The organism is Rhizobium sp. LjRoot258 (assembly GCF_964254185.1).
In the GTDB taxonomy this organism is placed as follows: domain Bacteria; phylum Pseudomonadota; class Alphaproteobacteria; order Rhizobiales; family Rhizobiaceae; genus Rhizobium.
On record NZ_CAXUST020000001.1, the window covers coordinates 3773797 to 3796491 of the forward strand.

General features: G+C 59.5%; 21 protein-coding genes. 19 read left to right on the forward strand and 2 right to left on the reverse strand.

Annotated elements, in window-relative coordinates:
- Nucleotides 1-163 precede the first annotated feature (163 nt).
- The 6 genes from ACSQ9D_RS18560 to ACSQ9D_RS18585 all read left to right on the forward strand — a co-directional run bounded on the left by ACSQ9D_RS18560 (nt 164) and on the right by ACSQ9D_RS18585 (nt 8366).
- Nucleotides 164-253, forward strand: a complete 90-nt coding sequence (locus ACSQ9D_RS18560; protein ID WP_037116641.1) for a K(+)-transporting ATPase subunit F — start codon at nt 164-166, stop codon at nt 251-253.
- 61 nt (nt 254-314) lie between these two features.
- Complete coding sequence (kdpA, locus tag ACSQ9D_RS18565; RefSeq protein WP_436283384.1) at nt 315-2018, forward strand: potassium-transporting ATPase subunit KdpA; 1704 nt, start codon at nt 315-317, stop codon at nt 2016-2018.
- Between the two features lie 206 nt (nt 2019-2224).
- Complete coding sequence (gene kdpB, locus ACSQ9D_RS18570) at nt 2225-4312, forward strand: potassium-transporting ATPase subunit KdpB (protein ID WP_436283385.1); 2088 nt, start codon at nt 2225-2227, stop codon at nt 4310-4312.
- 12 nt (nt 4313-4324) lie between these two features.
- Nucleotides 4325-4894 carry a potassium-transporting ATPase subunit KdpC gene (gene kdpC / locus ACSQ9D_RS18575; RefSeq protein ID WP_436283386.1) on the forward strand — a complete coding sequence of 190 codons (570 nt, stop codon included), beginning with the start codon at nt 4325-4327 and terminating at the stop codon, nt 4892-4894.
- Nucleotides 4895-4956: 62 nt separating this feature from the next.
- Nucleotides 4957-7665 (forward strand): DUF4118 domain-containing protein, encoded by a 2709-nt coding sequence (locus tag ACSQ9D_RS18580; RefSeq protein ID WP_436283387.1) that lies wholly within the window; start codon nt 4957-4959, stop codon nt 7663-7665.
- On the forward strand, nt 7662-8366 hold the full coding sequence (locus ACSQ9D_RS18585; protein ID WP_037116647.1) for a response regulator transcription factor: 705 nt from the start codon (nt 7662-7664) through the stop codon (nt 8364-8366). Before ACSQ9D_RS18580 ends, ACSQ9D_RS18585 begins: the two co-directional genes overlap by 4 nt.
- A 6-nt stretch (nt 8367-8372) precedes the next feature.
- Here the strand turns inward: ACSQ9D_RS18585 and ACSQ9D_RS18590 are convergent, their stop codons facing one another.
- The gene (locus tag ACSQ9D_RS18590; RefSeq protein ID WP_436283388.1) at nt 8373-9155 is read right to left on the reverse strand and encodes a class I SAM-dependent methyltransferase; all 783 of its coding nucleotides are present in this window, start codon (nt 9153-9155) and stop codon (nt 8373-8375) included.
- Nucleotides 9156-9488: 333 nt separating this feature from the next.
- On the opposite strand from ACSQ9D_RS18590, the gene galE reads away from it, so the two are divergent.
- Nucleotides 9489-10472 carry a UDP-glucose 4-epimerase GalE gene (galE, locus tag ACSQ9D_RS18595; RefSeq protein ID WP_436283389.1) on the forward strand — a complete coding sequence of 328 codons (984 nt, stop codon included), beginning with the start codon at nt 9489-9491 and terminating at the stop codon, nt 10470-10472.
- Between the two features lie 155 nt (nt 10473-10627).
- Here the strand turns inward: galE and ACSQ9D_RS18600 are convergent, their stop codons facing one another.
- Nucleotides 10628-11137, reverse strand: a complete 510-nt coding sequence (locus tag ACSQ9D_RS18600; protein WP_436283390.1) for a DUF1993 domain-containing protein — start codon at nt 11135-11137, stop codon at nt 10628-10630.
- 321 nt (nt 11138-11458) lie between these two features.
- Between ACSQ9D_RS18600 and ACSQ9D_RS18605 the strand changes: the two genes are divergently transcribed.
- From ACSQ9D_RS18605 to ACSQ9D_RS18660, 12 genes are all read left to right on the forward strand, one after another.
- A complete protein-coding gene (locus ACSQ9D_RS18605) occupies nt 11459-12388 on the forward strand; it encodes a sugar ABC transporter substrate-binding protein (RefSeq protein WP_436283391.1) in 930 nt (309 codons plus the stop codon).
- A 69-nt stretch (nt 12389-12457) separates the two neighbouring features.
- Complete coding sequence (locus ACSQ9D_RS18610; protein ID WP_436283392.1) at nt 12458-13999, forward strand: sugar ABC transporter ATP-binding protein; 1542 nt, start codon at nt 12458-12460, stop codon at nt 13997-13999.
- A gap of 33 nt (nt 14000-14032) precedes the next feature.
- Nucleotides 14033-15058: an ABC transporter permease gene (locus ACSQ9D_RS18615; RefSeq protein ID WP_436283393.1), complete on the forward strand. Its 1026-nt coding sequence runs from the start codon at nt 14033-14035 to the stop codon at nt 15056-15058.
- Between the two features lie 158 nt (nt 15059-15216).
- Complete coding sequence (locus tag ACSQ9D_RS18620; RefSeq protein WP_436283394.1) at nt 15217-16275, forward strand: dipeptidase; 1059 nt, start codon at nt 15217-15219, stop codon at nt 16273-16275.
- Nucleotides 16276-16323: 48 nt separating this feature from the next.
- Entirely contained in the window at nt 16324-17967 is a 1644-nt protein-coding gene (locus ACSQ9D_RS18625; RefSeq protein ID WP_436283395.1) for an ABC transporter substrate-binding protein, read from the forward strand.
- 18 nt (nt 17968-17985) lie between these two features.
- Nucleotides 17986-19053 carry an ABC transporter permease gene (locus ACSQ9D_RS18630; RefSeq protein WP_436283396.1) on the forward strand — a complete coding sequence of 356 codons (1068 nt, stop codon included), beginning with the start codon at nt 17986-17988 and terminating at the stop codon, nt 19051-19053.
- Entirely contained in the window at nt 19050-19985 is a 936-nt protein-coding gene (locus tag ACSQ9D_RS18635) for an ABC transporter permease (RefSeq protein WP_436283397.1), read from the forward strand. Before ACSQ9D_RS18630 ends, ACSQ9D_RS18635 begins: the two co-directional genes overlap by 4 nt.
- Nucleotides 19982-20815: an ABC transporter ATP-binding protein gene (locus ACSQ9D_RS18640; RefSeq protein ID WP_024313243.1), complete on the forward strand. Its 834-nt coding sequence runs from the start codon at nt 19982-19984 to the stop codon at nt 20813-20815. The genes ACSQ9D_RS18635 and ACSQ9D_RS18640 overlap by 4 nt, the downstream gene beginning before the upstream one ends.
- Nucleotides 20812-21561, forward strand: coding sequence for an ABC transporter ATP-binding protein (locus tag ACSQ9D_RS18645; RefSeq protein ID WP_436283398.1), 750 nt, complete (start codon nt 20812-20814; stop codon nt 21559-21561). The genes ACSQ9D_RS18640 and ACSQ9D_RS18645 overlap by 4 nt, the downstream gene beginning before the upstream one ends.
- A gap of 160 nt (nt 21562-21721) precedes the next feature.
- Nucleotides 21722-21916: a hypothetical protein gene (locus tag ACSQ9D_RS18650; protein WP_436283399.1), complete on the forward strand. Its 195-nt coding sequence runs from the start codon at nt 21722-21724 to the stop codon at nt 21914-21916.
- A gap of 123 nt (nt 21917-22039) precedes the next feature.
- Nucleotides 22040-22204, forward strand: a complete 165-nt coding sequence (locus ACSQ9D_RS18655; protein ID WP_197065960.1) for a hypothetical protein — start codon at nt 22040-22042, stop codon at nt 22202-22204.
- A gap of 247 nt (nt 22205-22451) precedes the next feature.
- Complete coding sequence (locus tag ACSQ9D_RS18660; protein WP_007798213.1) at nt 22452-22616, forward strand: DUF1328 domain-containing protein; 165 nt, start codon at nt 22452-22454, stop codon at nt 22614-22616.
- Nucleotides 22617-22695: the final 79 nt, after the last annotated feature.

Below are 22695 nucleotides of genomic sequence, written 5' to 3' on the forward strand. Positions count from 1 at the left end.
TGCCGTCCGGTGGATGGCGCCCTTTGTCTTGTCTGACTCCAAAAGAACAACAGGAGTCAAGATCGATGATGGACATAGTTCTACTCGCGACAGCAATCGTATTTTTCGCCCTCTGCTTTGCTTACACCAAAGCCTGCGACCGGCTTTGACCGGAGGAAACGCCATGACCATCGACTATATTCTCAGCGGTGCCGTCACCGTATTTCTCACGGTTTACCTCACCTACGCTCTCATTCGCCCCGAGCGCTTCTAGTATCGCGCCCTCTCCCATTGCGCGACAGGCGGAACCAATCGGGTATTGAAAGTTACCTCCCATGACCCTCAACGGATGGCTTCAGATTCTGCTCTACTGCGGGATCATCATCGTGCTCGTCAGACCGCTAGGCGGTTACATGACTCGCGTCTTCAGCGGCGAACGCACGTTTCTCTCACCGGTCCTCGTCCCGATCGAACGGGGACTTTACGCGCTTGCAGGCACCAGTGAGCGCGAGGACCAGCACTGGACTTCCTACGCATTTGCGATGCTGATGTTCAACCTGCTCGGCGTCGTCGTTCTCTATGCGTTGCTGCGCTTGCAGGCTGTCCTGCCCTATAACCCGGCCGGCATGGCTGCCGTCGGGCCGGAGCTTTCCTTCAACACCGCCACGAGCTTCGTCAGCAATACCAACTGGCAGAACTACGGCGGCGAAAGCACGATGTCTTATCTCAGCCAGATGGCGGGCCTAACCGTTCAGAATTTCGTGTCTGCCGCGACGGGTATGGCGATCGCGATTGGCCTCATCCGCGCCTTCTCGCGCGCTTCGGGCAAGGCCATCGGCAATTTCTGGGTCGATATGGTCCGCAGCACGCTCTATGTGTTGCTGCCGATCTGCATCGTGCTGACGCTGGTCTATGTCTATCTTGGCGTCCCGCAGACCCTGGGTCCCTATGTCGATGCAACAACCCTCGAGGGCGCCAAGCAGACAATCGCCCTCGGCCCGGTCGCCTCGCAACTCGCCATCAAGATGCTTGGCACAAACGGCGGCGGCTTCTTCAATGTGAACTCTGCGCATCCGTTCGAGAACCCCGACAACATCTCGAACATGATCCAGATGGTCTCGATCTTCGCAATTGGCGCCGCCTTCACCAACGTCTTTGGCCGGATGGTCGGCAACCAGCGCCAGGGCTGGGCCATTCTTGCGACCATGGGCATCCTCTTCATTGCCGGCGTGGCTGTCACCTACTGGGCTGAAGCCGCTGGCAATCCGCTGATGCATGCCTTTGGCCTGCAGGGCGGCAACATGGAAGGCAAGGAGGTGCGCTTCGGCGTCGCCATGTCCTCGCTCTTTGCGGTGATCACGACAGCGGCTTCCTGCGGCGCGGTCAACGCCATGCACGGCAGCTTCACGGCGCTCGGTGGGCTCATTCCGCTGATCAACATGCAGGTCGGCGAAGTCATCGTTGGCGGCGTTGGCGCGGGCTTCTACGGCATCATCCTCTTCATCATTGTCGCTGTCTTCGTGGCAGGCCTCATGGTCGGCCGCACACCGGAGTATCTTGGCAAGAAGATCGAGGCGAAGGAGATGAAGATGGCCGTTCTCGCCATCCTTTGCCTGCCGCTCGCCATGCTGGTCTTCACCGCGATCGCCAGTGTGCTGCCCTCCGCAGTCGCCTCGATCGGCACGGCTGGCCCGCACGGTTTCTCCGAAATCCTCTATGCCTATACGTCCGCTGCGGCGAACAACGGCTCGGCTTTCGGCGGCCTGACGGGTAACACTGCCTGGTACAACATCACGCTCGGTATCGGCATGCTGATGGGCCGCTTCCTGGTCATCGTTCCGGCTCTTGCGATCGCAGGTTCGCTGATTACCAAGAAGACGGTTCCCGCCTCGGCAGGTACGTTCCCGACCGATGGCCTACTCTTCGTCGGCCTTCTCAGCGGTACGATCCTGATCGTCGGCGGCCTGACCTTCTTCCCGGCGCTGGCGCTTGGCCCGGTCATCGAGCACCTGGTCATGATCGCCGGCCAAACCTTCTGAGGTGAAGCATGATCCTCCGTCACAGGCTTCGCAAATCCTTTCGATCCACGTCCCGGTTCGCCGGGACGTGACAGCCAGCGGATGGCCCGCGCCTCCGACATCATTCTCGTGATGCTCGCCGGTCTCCTCGTCATCGTCGCGGTACTTCGGATCCTACACGGCTGATCGCACAACGGTCGCCTTACTCTTTCAAGCTGGAGTCTCTTATGAGCCAGGCAAAAACAGCGAGCATCATGGATTCTCGCATTCTCATTCCGGCCGTGGGCGCTGCCTTCAAGAAGCTGAACCCGCGCACCCTTGCCAAAAACCCGGTCATGTTTGTCGTGGCCACGGTTTCGGCGTTGACCACCCTCCTTTTCATCCGCGATCTCGTCACCGGCGGTGAAAATCTCGGCTTCTCCTTCCAGATCAACCTCTGGCTCTGGTTCACCGTGCTCTTTGCCAACTTCGCCGAAGCAGTCGCCGAGGGGCGAGGTAAGGCGCAGGCGGACTCGCTGCGCAAAGCCCGCACCGAGACCCAGGCAAAACTGCTGACGGCCAATAACGGCACAGGCTACCGCCTAGTCCCGGGCACGAGTCTTAAGGTCGGCGATCTCGTCCTCGTCGAGGCCGGCGACATCATTCCCTCCGACGGCGAGGTGGTCGAAGGCGTGGCCTCGGTCAACGAGGCCGCAATCACCGGCGAATCCGCCCCTGTTATCCGCGAGTCCGGCGGTGACCGTTCAGCGGTTACCGGCGGCACACAGGTTCTCTCCGACTGGATTCGCGTCCGCATCAGCGCCGCTGCCGGGTCCACCTTCCTCGACCGCATGATCTCTCTTGTCGAAGGCGCGGAGCGCCAGAAGACGCCGAACGAAATCGCGCTCAACATCCTGCTCGCAGGCATGACGTTGATCTTCGTTCTGGCAACCGCCACGATCCCGAGCTTTGCAAGCTATGCCGGCGGGTCTATTCCAATCATCATCCTCGTTGCTCTCTTCGTGACACTGATCCCGACCACTATCGGCGCGCTTCTCTCGGCGATCGGCATTGCGGGCATGGACCGTCTCGTGCGCTTCAACGTGCTTGCCATGTCGGGTCGCGCCGTTGAGGCAGCCGGTGACGTCGATACGTTGCTCCTTGACAAGACCGGAACGATCACCCTCGGCAACCGTCAGGCGACGATGTTCCGCCCGGTTCGCGGCGTTTCCGAACAGGATCTCGCCGACGCGGCGCAGCTTGCATCGCTCGCCGACGAAACGCCGGAAGGCCGCTCGATCGTCGTGCTCGCCAAAGAGATATACGGCATCCGCGGCCGCGACATGGCGAGCCTGAAGGCTACCTTCGTGCCCTTCACTGCACAGACGCGCATGAGCGGCGTGGATGTCGAAGGCTCGTCGATCCGCAAGGGCGCCGTCGATGCCGTCCTTGCCTATGTCGGCGCCGCGCTGGCACCGGTTTCCGGCAATGCGGCTGTCGCCATCCGCAGCAACACAGAGGTCGTGCGGGAACTGCAGGCCATCGCTGATGAAATCGCCAAGGCAGGTGGCACGCCGCTGGCTGTCGCCCGCGACGGACGCCTTCTCGGCATCATCCAGCTGAAGGATATCGTCAAGGGCGGTATTCGTGAGCGCTTCGTTGAACTGCGCCGGATGGGCATCCGCACGGTCATGATCACTGGCGACAACCCGATGACAGCGGCTGCAATCGCCGCCGAAGCCGGCGTGGACGACTTCCTCGCGCAGGCCACACCTGAGAACAAGCTGTCCCTGATCCGTGAGGAACAGGCCAAGGGCAAGCTCGTTGCCATGTGCGGCGACGGCACGAACGACGCCCCCGCACTCGCCCAGGCCGATGTCGGCGTCGCCATGAACACAGGTACCGTCGCCGCCCGCGAAGCCGGCAACATGGTCGACCTCGACAGCGACCCGACGAAGCTCATCGAAATCGTCGAGATCGGTAAGCAGCTGCTGATGACGCGTGGCGCGCTGACGACCTTCTCGATCGCCAACGACATCGCCAAGTATTTTGCCATTATCCCGGCAATGTTCCTGGCGTTCTATCCGCAGCTCGGCGTGCTGAACATCATGGGACTCGCGACACCGCAGAGCGCCATCCTGTCGGCCATCATCTTCAACGCGCTGATCATCGTCGCGCTGATCCCACTGTCTCTTAAAGGCGTGAAATACCGCGCGATCGGCGCCGGCGCGCTACTTTCCCGCAACCTACTCGTCTACGGCCTCGGCGGCATCATCGTCCCGTTCATCGGCATCAAGGCGATCGACATGGTCATCACGGCCATCGGTCTCGCCTAAGGAGTTGACATCATGTTGAAAGAACTTCGTCCGGCAATCGTTATGATCGTTACCACCACGGCTATTACCGGCCTGCTCTACCCGCTCGCCATGACGGGTGCTGCGCAAGCGCTCTTCCCGGCGCAAGCAAACGGCAGCTTGATAGAAAAGGACGGCAAGGTGATCGGTTCGACGCTGATCGGCCAGGCGTTCACGAGCGATAAATACTTCCACGGTCGTCCTTCTGCCGCGGGCGATGGATACAACGCCGCCTCATCTTCGGGCTCGAACCTTGGCCCGACCAGCCAGAAGCTGCTTGATCGCGTAAAGGCTGACTATGAAACAGCAAAGGCGACCAATCCGAATGCGGAGGTACCGATCGACCTCGTAACCGCCTCGGGCAGTGGCCTCGACCCGCATATTTCACCTGAGGCTGCCTACTTCCAGATACCGCACGTGGCCAAGGCCCGCGGCACGGATGAAGCCAAGCTGAAGGCGATTGTCGATGCTGCCATCGATCACCCCGAACTCGGCATTCTCGGTGAAGCCACCGTCAATGTTCTGGCATTGAACCAGTCCCTTGATGCTTCTATGTCTCAGTAAGGTTGAGAGCCCCGGGCGCCCGCGTGCGCCCGGGGTTTGCTCGTCAGGGAAAGATGACACGCATGCCGGAAGACAACCGCGACAAGGTCGGCAGGCCCTCGCCCGATGCGCTGCTTGAGAAGGCGCGTCAGGAGACCCGCGGCCGTCTGAAAATCTTCCTCGGCGCCGCGCCCGGGGTGGGCAAGACCTATGAGATGCTGGAATCGGGCCGCGCCAAGATCTCCGATGGCGTCGACGTGGTGATCGGTATCGTCGAGACCCATGGGCGCAAGGAAACCCAGGCGCTGGTCGACGGCTTCGAAGTCATTCCCCGCGCCAAGATCGACTACAAGGGCCGCCCTCTCGAGGAGATGGATATCGACGCCATCCTCGCACGCCATCCGAGCCTCGTTCTCGTTGACGAACTGGCACATACGAACGCCGAGGGTAGCCGTCATCCGAAGCGCTACCTCGACGTGAAAGAATTGCTCGACCGCGGCATCGACGTCTATTCGACGCTGAACATCCAGCATGTCGAAAGCCTGAACGACGTCGTCTCGCAGATCACCCGCATCCGCGTCCGCGAGACCGTTCCGGATTCGATCATAGACATGGCCGACGACGTCGAGATCATCGATCTGACGCCAGATGATCTGATCAAGCGACTGCATGACGGCAAGGTCTATGTCCCGAAGACTGCCGAACGGGCTCTGACCAACTATTTCACTCCCGGCAACCTGACTGCGCTGCGCGAACTCGCATTGCGCAAAACCGCGCAGCGTGTCGACGACCAGCTTCTGACCCACATGCAAGCGCATGCCATCCCCGGCCCCTGGGCCGCGGGTGAAAGGGTTCTTGTGTCTGTCGATCAGCATCCGCGCTCCACCTCGCTGGTGCGCTACGCGTCTCGAATGGCTGCGCGACTGCGTGCGCCATGGGCAGCCGTCTATGTCGAGACCAACCGGGCGATCAATCTGACGGAGGCCGACCGCGACACGATTGCAGCCACGCTTCGGCTGGCTGAACAGCTGGGCGGCGAGGCAATCACCATTCCCGGCCGCGAGGTCTCCGAAGAACTGGTCCGGCACGCCGCGGCCAACAATGTCACGCATATCGTCATCGGCGCACCCAGCAAGCCGTCATGGCGTGACTGGTTGCACCGTTCCATAGCCGACGATCTGATCAGAAAGTCTGGCAATATCAGCGTTCACGTGATTTCGGGCAGTGGGAGCGAAGGGGCATCCACGCGCGGCGTCAAAGCCGCTCCTTCTTCGCCGGCATTCAATATCCAAGCCTATCTCTCCGCCACCGCCTATGTTGCAATCGCGCTCATCGCCGGGGTCGTGCTCGATCAAGTTCTTGATGTCCGCAACCTTGCCCTCGTGTTCCTGATGGCCGTGCTGACCTCAGCCGTCATCCACGGCCTTCGTCCAGCGCTCTACACCTGCATCCTCAGCGCGCTATCCTTCAATTTCTTCTTCCTGCCGCCCCGCTACACGCTGACGATCAGCGATCCGGAGAGCGTGCTTGCGCTGTTCTTCTTCCTGGGCGTCGCCGTCATCGCGAGCAACCTGACCGCAACGGTCCAACGCCAGGCCGCGGCGGCCCGGCAGCGCGCCAGAACGACGGAAGACCTCTACCTGTTTTCCAAGAAACTGGCCGGCACCGGCACGCTTGATGATGTTTTGTGGGCCACAGCATTCCAATTGGCCTCGATGCTCAAGGTGCGCGTCGTCCTTCTGCTCCCTGAAGAAGGCACCATCGCCGTTAAAGCCGGCTATCCGCCGGATGACACGCTGGACGAGGCAGACATTGCGGCCGCCCGGTGGGCCTGGGAGCATAATCACGCTGCCGGTCGCGGCGCCGACACCCTGCCCGGCGCCAAGCGCCTCTATGTGCCGCTGCGAACCGGACGCGCAGCCGTGGGCGTGATTGGCCTGGACAATGACCGACGCGACGGCCCGCTCCTGACGCCCGAGCAGCAACGTCTTCTCGACGCATTGGCGGACCAAGCGGCGCTGGCGATCGAGCGCATTCAACTCGTGGCAGATGTTGATCGCGCAAGACTTGCTGCCGAAGCCGACCGTTTGCGCTCTGCCCTGCTGACCTCGATCTCGCATGACCTGAAGACGCCGCTCGCGGCCATCCTTGGCGCTGCGGGCACACTCCGCGACTATCTTGACTCCATGTCTGAGGAAGATCGCGTCGATCTTCTCTCGACCGTCATCGACGAATCGGAACGGCTCAACCGCTTTATCGCCAACCTGCTCGACATGACGAAGATCGAGTCTGGGGCGATGGAGCCGAACTATGCGCTGCACTACCCGGGCGACATTGCCGGCAGCGCGTTGCGCCGCGCCGAGAAAATTCTCGCACACCACAAGACCGTCATGACAATTCCGGCAGACCTGCCGATGGTTCGCGTGGACCCCGTATTGTTCGAACAGGTGCTTTTCAATCTGCTCGACAATGCTGCCAAGTATGCGCCGCAAGGATCATCGATCCGTATCGATGGGTGGGCGGACGGATACAATGTCATGATTGAGGTTTCGGACGAGGGACCCGGTATTCCGCCGGCTGACGTGGATCGCGTCTTCGATACATTCTATCGCGTGCGCAAGGGTGATCAGGTTCGAGCGGGAACGGGCCTCGGCTTGTCAATCTGTCGAGGTTTTGTCGAGGCGATGGGCGGGACGATCACAGCCGGAAATCGCTCCGATCGCTCCGGTGCCGTCTTCACCATCCGTCTTCCAAAGCCAAATGAGATTCAGAAACTGGATGAGCTCCAATGACCGGTTCAGCCGTAAAAATTCTTGTCGTCGACGACGAGCCTCCGATCCGCAAGCTGCTTCGCGTTGGCCTCACCGCGCAAGGCTATGAGGTGCACGAGGCGCCGAACGGCGCTGCGGCCCTACAGTCGGCGAAGGACGTGCCACCTGATCTGATCGTGCTCGACCTTGGCCTGCCGGACAAATCAGGCCACGAACTGTTGAGGGAGTGGAGAGACGCCGGCCTTACCTTGCCGATCGTGATCCTCTCCAGCCGCACAGACGAAACGGGTATCGTCAACGCGCTCGAGGCTGGGGCCGACGACTACCTGACAAAGCCGTTTGGCATGAACGAACTCGGCGCCCGGCTGCGTGTTGCCTTGCGTCATCGGTTACAACAACAGGGTGAGCGGGCGATCTTTCAGGCCGGAGGCCTGTCCATCGATCTCGTCAAGCGCATCGTCAAAATCGATGGCAGGGAAATCAAGCTCTCTCCCAAGGAATACGACATTCTAAGGGTCCTCGCCCAGCACGCAGGAAAGGTCCTGACCCATCAATTCCTGCTGAAGCAGATCTGGGGACCGGCTGCCGACGTGCAGTATTTGCGCGTCTACGTTCGCCAGCTGCGCCAGAAGATCGAACTGAGCCCGGACCAGCCGCAATACATCACGACCGAAACCGGTGTCGGATACAGGCTGAAAGAAGCAGACCCGCCGCCGGTCTAACTTGGTTCATCGGTAGGCACGCTCAGACAACGCACGCATGCCGAGCCCGACCATCACTTCGTAGGCGATGCGGCGCCGCATCGGATTGTGTAACCGGATCGCCTTCGAGCCGAGGAATTCGGTTTCAAGGTGATCGAATGCCTTGAGCTCGGGCGACGTCTTGATCGTGCGCGAGTAAAACTCGTGGAACGGCTGGCGGCAAACATACGTCTTGTATTTCGTCAGGCAGAAAACCGAAAAGCGACCGGCCTCTTCGCGCAGGAAGTCGGTTACCCCGGCAGTGACCTCCGGCCAAGCCGGATTGAAGGTGTCGTCGAAAACGATGATGCCATGCTCGGCAAGCGACGCGGCAGCAAGACGGCTATCGGCCTCGACGTGATGCAGCATGTGGCCGCCGTCAATGCTGAAGAAGCGGACCATGCCGGCTCTTTCGAAAATGTCCTCGGGCCTGAGCAGCGTGCTGTCGCTCTTGATGACGCGCGCTCCATCCACGGAAAGGCCGAGTTGGCGCCCGCCCGCCACGAAACGGTCATACTGCGTGGCACCGTGATCTGGCTTCACGATATCGAAGGGATCGATAGCGACGATCTTCTCCGCGTCTCCGCAGATTTTTCGCAACAGGAAGTAGGATCGGCCGTAGTAAACGCCTATCTCGGCTAAGCCGCCTTGCAAGGATTGCGCCTGCTGGGACCGCAAAACGGCGAGAAATACCAGCGCGTCGGGCGGATCAATGTATCCCTCGATCGCCTGAAGATCATGGAATATGAACTTTCTGATCGACGAAGTCATAGAGATACGCTTCCCGATTTATCGAAGATATTACCAGATTAAACTCCTCTCGCAAAAAATACGAATGCGAGTCAATTCTGTTTAAAATAATACAATAGAAATATATTCTGTCGCGAGAACAATCCGAAAACCGCGGCTACGTTACTTCAAGACATAGCCGTTGCGGGCGTTTCACGAACAGCAAATTCATCAGAAAAACTTCGGTCGAACAATTTGCTAATGCCGTCATCGACAAAATGAAGGCAACGCCCCGCCCCGTACGTTTCTTTCTTTTTCTCGCCATCGACCTGCCCTAAGTCTACCTTCATCCGAAACGGGAATTGAAGGTGGTGCATGGCAGGTGAAACGGTTCTGGTCGTGGGCGGCGCTGGGTATATCGGCTCGCACACGTGTCTCGATCTTGCGAACAAGGGCTTCAAGCCTGTCGTTTTTGACAATTTCTCCAACGGACATCGCGAGTTCGTGAAGTGGGGACCTGCGGAAGAAGGCGATATCCGGGATCGAGCTCGTCTTGACGAGGTTCTGGCCAAGCACAAACCGGCCGCCATCCTACACTTTGCCGCGCTCATCGAGGTCGGTGAATCGGTAAAAGACCCGGTTGCTTTCTACGAAAACAACGTCATTGGCACGCTGACGCTATTGGCCGCCGCTCAGGCGGCTGGCGTCAAGGCATTCGTCTTTTCGTCCACCTGCGCAACCTATGGCTTGCCGCAGAGCGTGCCGCTTGATGAAGCGCATCGTCAGGTGCCGATCAACCCATATGGCCGAACGAAATACATCGTCGAGCAGGCGCTTGCCGACTATGACAGGTACACGGGGTTTCGATCTGTCGTGCTTCGCTACTTCAATGCGGCCGGGGCCGATTTCGAAGGTAGAATCGGCGAGTGGCATCAGCCGGAAACCCACGCCATACCGTTGGCGATCGATGCCGCCCTCGGTCGCCGTGAAGGCTTCAAGGTGTTCGGCACCGACTATGAGACGCGTGATGGCACCTGTGTCCGCGACTACATCCATGTGCTCGACCTCGCCGACGCCCATGTCCGCGCCGTGGAGCATCTGCTGCGGGGCGGGGAGTCGATTGCTCTCAATCTCGGCACCGGCACGGGAACCACGGTGAAGGAACTGCTCAGCACTATCGAGCGTGTGTCGGAGCGGCCGTTTCCTGTGGAATATGCGGGTCGTCGCGAGGGCGACTCGCACACGCTGGTTGCCAACAATGACAAGGCGCGGGAGATTCTCGGCTGGACGCCGCAATATGACTTGTCTGAGATCATCCGTTCGGCGTGGAACTGGCACGCAAAATCAAACCAGCACTAAAATGCATCCATGACCGGTCGACCGAACATCCTGCTGATCACCGCGGACCAGTGGCGCGGTGATTGTCTGTCGGCGACCGGGCATGCGTGCGTCGGGACGCCGAGCGCGCCACCTGCAACTCACGAAACGGGGTCAGCCGCCGGCCGTAAGTTCCATCAGGCGAGGCGTCCGAGATAGTCCATCTTGCCGACCGGAACGCCCTGGTTGCGTAGGATCGCGTGTGCCGTCGCAAGGTGGAAGAAGAAGTTCGGCAGTGCGAAGGTCATGACATACTCGTCGCCGCGGAACGTGATCTTGTTGCCCCCCGGCGAAAGAGTGATTTCCCGCGCTTCCGTTCCCTCGAGTGCAGCAGGCTCGACGGTAGCGAGATAGGCTTCCGTCTTGGCGACACGCTCGCGCAACTGGGTGATCGTCACTTCATTGTCCTCGAATTTCGGCGCTTCGCTACCTGTCAGCCGCGCGATCGCCAGTTTGGCGCTATCGGTCGCGCGTTGATACTGACCCGAGAATGGCAGCATGTCCGAAGACAACCGCGCGGCAACGAGATCCGCTCCGTCGATGCCTTTTTCTTTCGCGAAGTTTTCGGCTTTATCGAGATAGGTCTTGAGGGTTCCAAGACCGTGCTGGAAGACGGGAACTGTCAATCGGTACATCGAGATGGGCATCGGTTTCTCCATGGGAGGCAGCGAACTGCTGCCGTTGGCGCATTTATATAGTTCGCAACAGCGCGCTTTTCAGCGCCATGCGGTTGTCCCGCGAGATTTTCGTAAGGCGTCGGCGGCCTCATCCTTGAATTGGACTTGACGCCCTCGGCAGAAAATGGAATGAATATTCCGCAATAGATATTTTACGGTTCGTTTGTTCCGTTTCTTGACGGACGGCCAACGGGAGATGGCACACAGCGAACAGATACTGGCTTTTGGGCACTGCCCGAAGCTCCGGCGTGAGGAGGGTGCAGCCGGACACCGCTTTGTGGAGGAAAGAAAATGAAGAAATTTATCATGGGCACTGCTATGGCGCTCGTCCTGTCGACGGCCGCTCACGCTGAGACCGTCGGCGTCTCTATGTCGAAGTTCGACGACAACTTCCTGACCGTTCTGCGCAACGGCATGCAGAACTATGCCAAGACGCTGAACGGCGTGACACTGCAGGTCGAAGACGCCCAGAACGACGTCGCCAAGCAGCAGAGTCAGATCCAGAATTTCATTGCTTCCAAGGTCGACGCGATCATCGTCAACCCGGTTGACACCGACGCTACCGCAGCCATGTCGAAGATCGCAGCTGAAGCCGGCGTTCCGCTGGTTTATGTCAACCGTGAGCCGGTCAACGTTGACAGCCTTCCGGACAAGCAGGCTTTCGTCGCTTCGAACGAGCAGGAATCCGGCACGCTTGAGACCAAGGAAGTGTGCCGTCTGCTCGGCGGCAAGGGCAAGGCTGTCATCCTGATGGGCGAACTCTCCAACCAGGCTGCTCGCATGCGCACCAAGGATGTCCATGATGTTGTCGCAACCGACGACTGCAAGGGTATCGCGATCGTTGAGGAACAGACGGCAAACTGGTCGCGCACAGAAGGTTCGGATTTGATGACCAACTGGCTCTCTAGCGGCATCGAATTCGACGCCGTCATCTCGAACAACGACGAAATGGCAATTGGCGCCATCCAGGCCCTCAAGGCGGCCGGCAAGGATCTCAGCAAGATCGTGATCGGCGGCGTTGACGCCACCCAAGATGCGCTTGCCGCGATGCAGGCCGGTGACCTCGACGTGACGGTCTTCCAGGACGCTGCCGGGCAGGGCAAGGGCTCGCTCGATGCAGCTCTGAAGCTTGCAAAGGGCGAGAAGGTGGAGAAGAAGGTTTACATTCCTTTCCAGCTCGTCACGCCTGAGAACGTCAAGGACTTCGTCGCGAAGAACTAACGCTTTGGAGAGCCAGGATGCGGGACATGGTTCCGCATCCTTCTTCAGTCCCTGTCCGGAGGAGATGAGATGGTTGTCAGCCCGTCTACAATGGCTGCAGTGCGTCAGAGTGGCGCTGTTCCGAATGCGGAATACCTGCTGAGCGCAGAAGGTGTTCGGAAGGAGTTTCCGGGTGTCGTCGCGCTCGATGACGTTCAGTTCCGGCTGAAGCGCGGCACAGTGCACGCTTTGATGGGCGAGAATGGCGCCGGCAAGTCGACATTGATGAAAATCCTCGCCGGCATCTATATTCCCGATAAGGGCGAAGTGCGCCTCAAGGGCGTGGAGATTCAGCTGAAATCACCGCTCGACGCGCTGGAAAACGGCATCGCCATGATCCATCAGGAACTGAACCTGATGCCGTTCATGACGGTGGCCGAGAACATCTGGATCCGTCGTGAGCCGAAGAACAAGTTCGGCTTCGTCGATCACGCGGCAATGTTCCGCCAGACGGACGAGCTGTTTCGACGGCTGAATATCGACATCGACCCCGAGATCCAGGTTCGTGAGCTTTCGGTCGCCAACCGGCAGATGGTCGAGATCGCCAAGGCTGTCTCCTACAATTCCGACGTGCTGATCATGGATGAACCGACATCGGCGCTGACCGAGCGCGAGGTCGAGCATCTCTTCAGGATCATTCGCGACCTGAGGGCTCAAGGCATCGGCATCGTCTACATCACGCACAAGATGAACGAGCTGTTCGAGATTGCCGACGAATTCTCGGTGTTCCGTGATGGCCGTTATATCGGCACACATGCGTCAACGGACGTCACCCGCAATGACATCATCCGCATGATGGTCGGCCGCGAAATCACCCAGATGTTCCCGAAGGAGGAGGTGCCGATCGGCGACGTCGTCCTCTCGGTCAAGAACCTCTCGCTGAACAACGTCTTCCATGATGTTTCCTTTGACGTGCGATCGGGCGAGATCCTCGGCGTTGCCGGCCTCGTGGGATCAGGCCGATCGAACGTCGCCGAGACCTTGTTCGGCGTGACGCCGGCGACGTCAGGCACGATCGAGCTCTTCGGCAAGAAGACCGACATCGCCTCGCCGACCGTCGCAATCCGGCATCGTATGGCATTCCTGACCGAGGACCGCAAAGACACAGGCTGTCTGCTGATCCTCAGCGTTCTCGAGAACATGCAGATCGCCGTTCTCCAGGATAGCTTCGTCAAGGGTGGCTTTGTGCAGGAAAGCTCGATCGAGGCGACTTGCGAAGACATGGCCAAGAAACTCCGGGTCAAGACCCCCAACCTCGATGAGCGCGTGGAAAACCTTTCCGGCGGCAACCAGCAGAAGGTTCTGATCGGTCGCTGGCTGCTTACGAAACCGAAGATCCTCATTCTCGACGAGCCGACACGCGGCATCGATGTCGGCGCCAAGGCCGAGATCCATCGTCTGGTGACGGAGATGGCGAGAAATGGAGTAGCAGTAATCATGATCTCGTCCGAAATGCCGGAAGTCTTGGGCATGAGCGACCGCATCATGGTGATGCACGAAGGGCGTGTAACCGGTTTTCTCAATCGCGACGAAGCAACGCAGATCAAGGTTATGGAGCTTGCCGCGCAGTGACGCGCGGCCTCCGGCAACCGAAGGGAGGATATCATGAATACAGACGCAGCTGAGGCGGCAGCCCCCCTCGCAACGCGCGCGCGGAGACGACGTGTTCCGCCTGAACTCAGCATTTTCCTCGTCCTGGTCGGCATTGCGCTCATCTATGAAATTCTGGGCTGGATTTTTGTGGGCCAGAGCTTCCTGTTCAATTCGCAGCGCCTGACGATCATGATCCTTCAGGTCGCCGTCATCGGCATCATTGCGGTGGGTGTGACGCAAGTCATCATCACCGGCGGCATCGACCTATCATCCGGCTCGGTCGTCGGCATGACCGCGATGATTGCGGCAAGCTTCGCGCAGGCATCGACCTGGCCACGAGCGCTCTATCCTTCGCTGACCGACCTACCCTTCTTCATCCCGATCGGCGTCGGCCTCCTCATCGGCCTCGCAGCCGGCTTCATCAACGGACAGCTGATCGCAAAGACCAAGATCCCGCCGTTCATCGCAACGCTGGGCATGATGGTCTCGGCACGCGGCATTTCGAAGTGGTACACCAAGGGCCAGCCGGTTTCGGGGCTCACCGATCAGTTCAATTTCATCGGCACCGGCATTTGGCCCGTGATCGTTTTCCTCGTCGTCGCGCTGATCTTCCACATTGCGCTGCGCTATACCCGCTACGGCAAGTTCACCTATGCCATCGGCGCCAATGTGCAGGCCGCGCGGGTTTCCGGTATCAACATCGAAGCCCACCTGATCAAGGTTTACGCAATCGCCGGTCTCCTGGCGGGTCTTGCTGGCGTGGTCACGGCAGCCCGCGCCCAGACCGCGCAGGCCGGCATGGGTGTTATGTACGAACTGGACGCCATTGCTGCGACTGTTATCGGCGGTACGTCTCTGACCGGTGGCGTCGGCCGCATCACCGGAACGGTTATCGGCACGATCATTCTCGGCGTGATGACCTCGGGCTTCACCTTTCTCAGGGTTGATGCCTACTACCAGGAGATCGTCAAGGGGCTGATCATTGTGGCTGCCGTCGTGATCGACGTTTACCGGCAAAAGAAACGCGCCAAGCACTGACGAAAAGCACTTCAAAACGGGAGCCTCGGCTCCCGTTTTTCGTTTCCGCTAACCATTGATGCGGAAGCGCAAAATTTCTGAAAAAAGGGGTAGCGTATTCCGCCAGCTTTTCTATTCTGCGCTCTTCATATCGCCCGCCCGGGCACACAGGAACGCAGATGCAATTCGTATTCGACGGCCATAACGACGTCCTCCTCCGGCTTTGGACACATGAACGGGATGGTGGCGATCCAGTCGCTGAATTTTCAAACGGAACAGATCTAGGCCATATCGATGCCCCGCGCGCCAAGGCTGGCGGGCTGGCCGGCGGCCTCTGCGCAATCTACGTGCCCTCCGGCGATCTCGTTTTTGCCGATCCCGACAAGAACGGCCACTATGTCACCCCGCTTGCCGCGCCCCTCGAACCGCTTCCCTCTCTGAGGATCGCGACGGAAATGGCCGCGATCGCGCTTCGCCTCGACCGCGCAGGCGCCTGGCGCCTCTGCCGCAGCGTCAAGGAGATTCGCCAAGCGATGGCCGACGGCGTCTTTGCAGCTGTGATGCACATGGAAGGCTGCGAGGCCATTGGCCCTGATCTCGCAGCGCTCGAAGTGTTTCATGCCGCCGGCCTGCGGTCACTGGGACCGGTATGGAGCCGGCACAATGTCTTCGGCCACGGCGTGCCCTTCGCCTTTCCGATGTCGCCGGACACCGCGCCCGGCCTGACCGAGGCAGGCTTAGCCCTTGTGCGCGAATGCAACCGGCTCGGCATCCTGATCGATCTGGCGCACATCACCGAGAAAGGCTTCTGGGATGTTGCAAAGACAACCGATCAGCCGCTCGTGGCCAGCCACTCCAACGCTCATACGCTAACGCCCGTTGCTCGCAACCTCACTAACAAGCAGCTCGACGCCATCAGAGAAAGCCGCGGCCTCGTCGGCGTGAACTATGCGACCGCGATGCTGCGCAGCGACGGTCGCTCCGATGGCGACACACCGCTCAGCGACATGGTGCGCCATATCGATTTTCTCGTCGAGCGCCTCGGCATCGATTGTGTGGCTCTCGGCTCGGACTTCGATGGCGCAACCATTCCCGAACAAATAGGGGATGCCGCTGGTAACCAGAAGCTGATTGCCGCGCTCCAGCGCGCTGGCTATGGTGCACGAGATCTCGAAAAATTGGCCAGCGGGAACTGGCTGAGAATTCTGGCTTCGGCGTGGGGAGAAGAGTACGCCTAAGCTTGCCTATTGCTTTGTATTGAAATGGAAAACAGGGGAACAAAAACCATGATAATCAGCAAATTCAACCGCACCTTCCGTCTGCTTTCGGCAGGCGCCGCTCTGTCGATCATGATGGCCGCCGCACCGGCTGCCTTCGCGGAAACGCCGAAGGACACGCTGGTCGAAGGCTTCGCCATCGACGACATCATCACCATGGACCCGGGTGAGGCGTTCGAACTGTCGACGGCCGAAGTTACGAGCAACACCTATAGCCTGCTCGTCCGTCTCGACATGAGCGACACGTCGAAGGTCAAGGGCGATCTCGCCGACAGCTGGACGGTGTCCGATGATGGCCTGACCTACACCTTCAAGCTCAAATCCGGCCTGAAGTTCGCCTCCGGCAATCCGATCACCGCCGAAGACGTTGCCTGGTCCTTCGAGCGCGCAGTCAAGCTCGACAAGAGCCCGGCGTTCATCATTACCCAGTTCGGCATCAATGGCGACAACGTGACCGAGAAGGCAAAGGCGACAGATGAAAACACCTTCGTCTTCACAGTCGACAAGCCCTACGCGCCGAGCTTCGTCCTGAACTGCCTGACGGCAACTGTTGCCTCGGTCGTCGACAAGAAGCTGGTCATGGAGCACATCAAGTCCGTGACGCCGAGCGCCGACTACAAGTACGACAACGACTTCGGCAACGAATGGCTGAAGACCGGTTATGCGGGCTCCGGCGCTTTCAAGCTGCGCGAATGGCGCGCCAATGAAGTTGTCGTGATGGAACGCAACGACAATTACTATGGCGACAAGGCGAAGCTCAACCGTGTCATCTATCGCTTCATGAAGGAAAGCTCGGCACAGCGCCTGGCGCTGGAAGCAGGCGATATCGATATCGCCCGCAACCTGGAGCCCGGCGATCTGGATGCGATCGCCAAGAATGCCGACCTGACGACTGTCGCTGCGCCGAAGGGGACGGTCTACTACGTCAGCCTCAACTCCAAGAACGACAACCTGAAGAAGCCGGAAGTCCAGGAAGCCTTCAAGTACCTTGTCGACTATGATGCGATCGGTTCGACGCTGATCAAGGGCATCGGCGAAATCCACCAGACCTTCCTGCCGAAGGGCCAGCTCGGTGCGCTCGATGAAAACCCTTATAAGCTCGACGTGGCCAAGGCGAAGGAACTGCTTGCGAAGGCCGGCCTGAAGGACGGCTTCTCGGTGACGATGGACGTTCGCAATACGCAGCCGGTAACGGGTATTGCCGAATCCATCCAGCAGTCGCTCGCCCAGGCCGGCATCAAGATGGAAATCATCCCGGGCGACGGCAAGCAGACCCTGACGAAGTTCCGTGCACGCACGCATGACATGTACATCGGCCAGTGGGGTTCGGACTATTTCGATCCGAACTCGAATGCCGACACCTTCACCACCAACCCAGACAACTCGGACGCTGGTACGGTCAAGACGCTCGCATGGCGCAACACCTGGGAAGCGCCAGAGCTCGACAAGGAAACGAAGGCTGCATTGCTGGAGCGTGACGGCGCCAAGCGCGCTGCCATGTACGAGGACATCCAGAAGAAGTTCCTTGCCAACAGCCCCTTTGTGATCATCTTCCAGCAAATCGAAGTCGCAGGCGCTCGCAAGAGCTTGAAGGACTTCAAGCTCGGCCCGAGCTTCGACACCAATTATGTCGGCCCGATCGGCAAGGAATAATCCGGCAGGATTGATCCGTTGAGCATCGTTGAGACAAAGACGGAGGCACGGCCCAAACAGGGCCGTGCTGTTCCCGTTGCCAAGGCGGTCGGGCGATTTCTTGTCGCCGCCGTCACCACTTATCTCGGCCTCCTGGCCGTGACTTTCTTCATCGGCCGCGTCGTACCGATCGATCCGGTCCTTGCGATTCTCGGCGACCGCGCGCCAACACATGTCGTCGAACGTGTGCGTCACGAGCTCGGTTTCGACCTGCCGCTCTACCAGCAGTTCTATATCTATCTGAAGAGCATCCTTTCGGGTGACTTCGGAACCTCGGTGCTGACCACCAATCCTGTCATGGTCGACATCAGGCGCGTCTTTCCCGCGACGATCGAGCTCGCAACGCTCGGGACGATCATCGGCTCCGCAATTGGCGTCCCGCTGGGCGTACTCGCTGCAGTCCGGCGAGGCAGCGCCGTCGACCAGGTCGTCCGCGTCATTGGCCTGATTGGCTATTCCGTGCCGATATTCTGGCTGGCACTCATTTCGCTTGTCATCTTCTACGCCCAATTGCGTTGGGTGGCCTTCCCGGGCCGCATAGATATTGTCTTTGAATACAGTTTCACGCCGGTAACCGGCTTCTATCTCCTCGACAGCGCCATGCAGGGGCAATGGGACGTCTTCTACGACGTTTTTCGCCACATCATCCTGCCTGCCTCGTTGCTCGGCTATTTCTCGCTGGCCTACATCAGCCGCATGACCCGAAGTTTCATGCTCAACGAGTTGAGCCAGGAGTATGTGGTCGCAGCGCGCGCCAAGGGACTATCGGAAACCCGGGTCATCTGGGGTCATGCATTGCGCAACGCCGCGGTGCCGCTGGTAACCGTCATTGCCCTTTCATATGCCGGCTTGCTTGAGGGTTCGGTGCTCACCGAGACTGTGTTCTCCTGGCCGGGCATAGGGCTCTATATCACCAATTCCCTTCAGAACGCGGATATGAACGCCGTCCTCGGTGGCACCATCATCATTGGCACGGTTTTCATCGGCATCAATCTTCTGTCCGACCTTCTCTACCGGACGCTTGACCCCAGGACGCGCAGCCGATGACGGTTCCCGCAAATCAATCAGCGCCGCTGAGCCGCCGCGAGTGGCTGCTTTCCGATCGGCCGCAGTCGCGCACGCAGGCGCGATTGGGCCGAGCCTACGTGACCTGGCGCCAGTTCAGCGCAAACCGCCTCGCCGTCGTCGGCTTGCTGATCATCATTGCGCTCCTGTTTGTGGCAGCCTTTGCGAGTGTACTTGCAACCCATTCGCCTGTTGTGGGTGACCTGAAAAATGCGCGATTGCTGCCGCCGGGCTCAGAGGGCTTTTGGCTTGGCACCGACGATCAGGGACGCGATATCTATTCCCGCCTCATCTATGGCTCTCGTCTGACGCTGCTCGTCGTCGTTCTCGTCGCAGCCATCTCGGCGCCGATCGGCCTGATCGTCGGGACGGTGTCGGGCTACGCCGGCGGCTGGGTCGATGCGACGCTGATGCGCATCACCGATATCTTCCTGGCATTCCCGAAGCTGGTTCTGGCCCTCGCCTTCGTCGCGGCGCTCGGGCCTGGGATTCAGAACGCCATCATCGCCATTGCCATCACCTCCTGGCCGCCTTACGCCCGCATTGCACGCGCGGAGACGCTAACCGTGCGACGCTCCGACTATATTTCGGCGGTCAAGCTGATGGGCGCGTCGCCTTTGCGCATTGTGGTCCGGCATGTCATGCCGCTATGCCTTTCCTCGCTCATCGTGCGCGTCACGCTCGACATGGCTGGGATCATCCTGACAGCCGCCGGTCTCGGCTTCCTCGGTCTCGGCGCGCAACCTCCCTTACCCGAGTGGGGCGCGATGATCGCCTCCGGCCGGCGTTTCATCTTGGACCAGTGGTGGGTCGCCGCAATGCCTGGTTTCGCTATCCTGATCGTCAGCCTCGGCTTCAACCTGCTCGGCGACGGCCTGCGCGATGCCCTTGACCCGAAGGAGAGCGGCCAATGACCGAGCTCCTCACCGTTCAAAACCTCAAAGTCAGCTATCCCACGCGCACCGGCGTGATCGAAGCCGTCCGCGGCGTCTCCTTTGCGCTTGGAAAGGAACGCCTGGGTATTGTCGGCGAGTCCGGCTCCGGCAAGTCCCAGACGGGGCGCGCCATCATGGGACTAACCCCGAAACACGGCATCGTCTCGGCCGACAAGCTCGACTTCAACGGCATCGATCTTCTCGCCGCATCCGCCAAGCAGCGCCGACAGTTGCGCGGCAAACGCATCGCGATGGTTCTGCAGGATCCAAAATATTCGCTCGATCCCGTCATGTCGATCGGCCGGCAGATTTGCGAAACGTTGCGAACCCATGAAAGGGTCGGCAATGCGGAGGCGCGCGATCGCGCGCTGGCGATGCTGGAGGCGGTTCAAATCCGCGACCCGAAGCGGGTATTCGACCTCTATCCGCATGAGGTTTCGGGCGGCATGGGGCAGCGCGCCATGATCGCCATGATGCTGATTGCCGATCCGGAGCTCTTGATCGCCGACGAACCGACCTCCGCACTGGACGTCACGGTCCAGCTCGACGTTCTAAGGATCATGGACCGACTCGTGTCGGAACGCGGTATGGGGCTGATCTTCGTGTCCCACGACCTCCGCCTGGTTTCGTCCTTCTGTGACCGTGTCATCGTTATGTATGCCGGCAAGGTTGTCGAAGAACTCAAGGCATCGGAACTCAAGAACGCGCGCCACCCATACACGCAGGGTCTGTTGAACTGCATGCCCCAAATTGGCGAAAGCAGGCATCCCCTGCCAGTCCTCGATCGCAAGCCGGAGTGGGCCGCATGACCATCGCACTGTCAGTCGACAAGCTGAGTGTGATCTATGATCACTACCACGCGCTAAGGGACGTCAGCGTCGATATCGAGACCGGCGAGTCATTCGGCCTAGTGGGCGAGTCCGGATCCGGAAAGTCGACCTTGCTCCGTGCTGTTGCCGGCTTAGCGCCGGTGGCGAGCGGCAGCATCACAATCCATGGCGATCCCCTCGTCGGCGCCAAGCGATCCAAGGCCTTCTACAGACAGGTGCAGATGGTCTTCCAGGATCCCTATGGGTCCCTGCACCCCCGCCAGACCATCGATCGCCTCCTGCTCGAGCCGCTGGCGATACATGGCATCGGTGACAGTGACATGCGCATTGCCCGCGCCCTCGATGAAGTGGGGCTTGGAAACGGCTTCCGCTTCCGTTACCCGCACCAGCTTTCTGGCGGTCAACGCCAACGAGTTGCGATTGCCCGCGCATTGATCGTCGAGCCGTCGATTCTCCTGCTTGACGAGCCGACCTCGGCTCTTGACGCCTCGGTGCAGGCGGAGGTTCTGAACCTGCTCGAGCAGATTCGACGTGATCGCAAGCTGACCTTCGTTATGGTCAGCCATGACCTCGGCGTCGTCACGCATATGTGTGATCGCCTGGCAGTGATGCGCGACGGCACGGTCGTCGAGCGACTAACTGCGACCCAGCTGGCGCAGGCAGCCGTGACGGAGGAGTACACGCGAAATTTGATGATCGCCAGCAAGGGCTTCGTAAAAGCTTGAAGGGCAATCATTGCAAAGAATTGACTTCGCTGAGGCACGCTGGACCTCAGCCTTAACGATCAACTAAAACACGACCATTCGACTAGACTATTGACACCTGCCTTACTTCTGTCATGATCCGGTTAACGCCCGTTAATTTTCGTGATCATGGAGATCAGGCATGTTTTTTCTCGGCGGCATGACTATGGGATACCTGCAGCCACCGGCCAAAACCGATAGAAAAGCTGCAATCTCGACATCCATTCCCGCAGAGAAAGACCGGCGCTTGCTGGAAACGCCAGAAGCAGCCGTGAGGCCGCGCTATGGTGCCGGGAACGAGCGTTCCCTGCTTTGGGCGTGGCGAACTCTCGTCTAGCCACAAACGGACGGATTTTTTAACGCCCCCTAGCAGGACAGAATTTTATCTCTACTTCTCAGATAGAGAAAATACGAAAACACGCTCTAACAAAAAAGAAGCGCGGAGAAACGGAGGCAGCACATGGCAGACTTGGGTATCTCGCACGCTCATGTGAATCAATATGGTTCCGTCCAGACCAAGAAGCCTGTCACGGCACGCGGCAAGATTCAGCTTGTCGTTCACGCAACGCTTGTCACGGCGGCATTTCTTTTCGTCGCAGCCCTCGTCTTTGGCATCGTAGGATAAGGCAAGGACACGTAGCAGTCGGAAGATGGCCTGTCGGAACCATCCCGGCTCATTCTCTGGGTTGATCCCGGTGATTATTCAGCTCTGTCTCTTCCATGCAGTTTAAGACTGCATTCGGCTGCCGGTATTGCAAAGGCGCGTCGATTTGAACGCGTCTTTTCTATTGGCTGAACCCGGCCTTGGAGTTCCAACGGAACCAATAGGGCGACCTCCCGTTATTTCGTCAGCAAAGACAAAGGAGATCGCCATGCTTTACTATGCACTTGTATTTCTCGTTGTGGCGCTGATCGCCGGCGTTTTGGGCTTTGGCGGCATTGCAGGTGCTTCGGCGTCAATCGCTCAGGTTCTTTTCTTCCTGTTCCTGATCCTGTTCGTCGTCTCGCTGGTTATGCGCCTCATGCGACGCGCTTGACAAAAACATTGGCGCAAAATTGGAAACCGGCGCTTGCCCAAGCGCCGGTTTCTTTCCGACCGCAGGAAATATCCGCACG

Coding starts and splice junctions, on each gene's coding strand:
- ACSQ9D_RS18625 (WP_436283395.1), top strand. CDS start 16,324: ATGATAATCAGCAAATTCAACCGCACCTTCCGTCTGCTTTCGGCAGGC.
- ACSQ9D_RS18585 (WP_037116647.1), top strand. CDS start 7,662: ATGACCGGTTCAGCCGTAAAAATTCTTGTCGTCGACGACGAGCCTCCG.
- ACSQ9D_RS18650 (WP_436283399.1), top strand. CDS start 21,722: ATGTTTTTTCTCGGCGGCATGACTATGGGATACCTGCAGCCACCGGCC.
- ACSQ9D_RS18605 (WP_436283391.1), top strand. CDS start 11,459: ATGAAGAAATTTATCATGGGCACTGCTATGGCGCTCGTCCTGTCGACG.
- ACSQ9D_RS18580 (WP_436283387.1), top strand. CDS start 4,957: ATGCCGGAAGACAACCGCGACAAGGTCGGCAGGCCCTCGCCCGATGCG.
- ACSQ9D_RS18615 (WP_436283393.1), top strand. CDS start 14,033: ATGAATACAGACGCAGCTGAGGCGGCAGCCCCCCTCGCAACGCGCGCG.
- ACSQ9D_RS18640 (WP_024313243.1), top strand. CDS start 19,982: ATGACCGAGCTCCTCACCGTTCAAAACCTCAAAGTCAGCTATCCCACG.
- kdpB (WP_436283385.1), top strand. CDS start 2,225: ATGAGCCAGGCAAAAACAGCGAGCATCATGGATTCTCGCATTCTCATT.
- ACSQ9D_RS18590 (WP_436283388.1), bottom strand. CDS start 9,155: ATGACTTCGTCGATCAGAAAGTTCATATTCCATGATCTTCAGGCGATC.
- kdpC (WP_436283386.1), top strand. CDS start 4,325: ATGTTGAAAGAACTTCGTCCGGCAATCGTTATGATCGTTACCACCACG.
- kdpA (WP_436283384.1), top strand. CDS start 315: ATGACCCTCAACGGATGGCTTCAGATTCTGCTCTACTGCGGGATCATC.
- ACSQ9D_RS18655 (WP_197065960.1), top strand. CDS start 22,040: ATGGCAGACTTGGGTATCTCGCACGCTCATGTGAATCAATATGGTTCC.
- ACSQ9D_RS18660 (WP_007798213.1), top strand. CDS start 22,452: ATGCTTTACTATGCACTTGTATTTCTCGTTGTGGCGCTGATCGCCGGC.
- galE (WP_436283389.1), top strand. CDS start 9,489: ATGGCAGGTGAAACGGTTCTGGTCGTGGGCGGCGCTGGGTATATCGGC.
- ACSQ9D_RS18600 (WP_436283390.1), bottom strand. CDS start 11,137: ATGCCCATCTCGATGTACCGATTGACAGTTCCCGTCTTCCAGCACGGT.
- ACSQ9D_RS18620 (WP_436283394.1), top strand. CDS start 15,217: ATGCAATTCGTATTCGACGGCCATAACGACGTCCTCCTCCGGCTTTGG.
- ACSQ9D_RS18560 (WP_037116641.1), top strand. CDS start 164: ATGACCATCGACTATATTCTCAGCGGTGCCGTCACCGTATTTCTCACG.
- ACSQ9D_RS18645 (WP_436283398.1), top strand. CDS start 20,812: ATGACCATCGCACTGTCAGTCGACAAGCTGAGTGTGATCTATGATCAC.
- ACSQ9D_RS18635 (WP_436283397.1), top strand. CDS start 19,050: ATGACGGTTCCCGCAAATCAATCAGCGCCGCTGAGCCGCCGCGAGTGG.
- ACSQ9D_RS18610 (WP_436283392.1), top strand. CDS start 12,458: ATGGTTGTCAGCCCGTCTACAATGGCTGCAGTGCGTCAGAGTGGCGCT.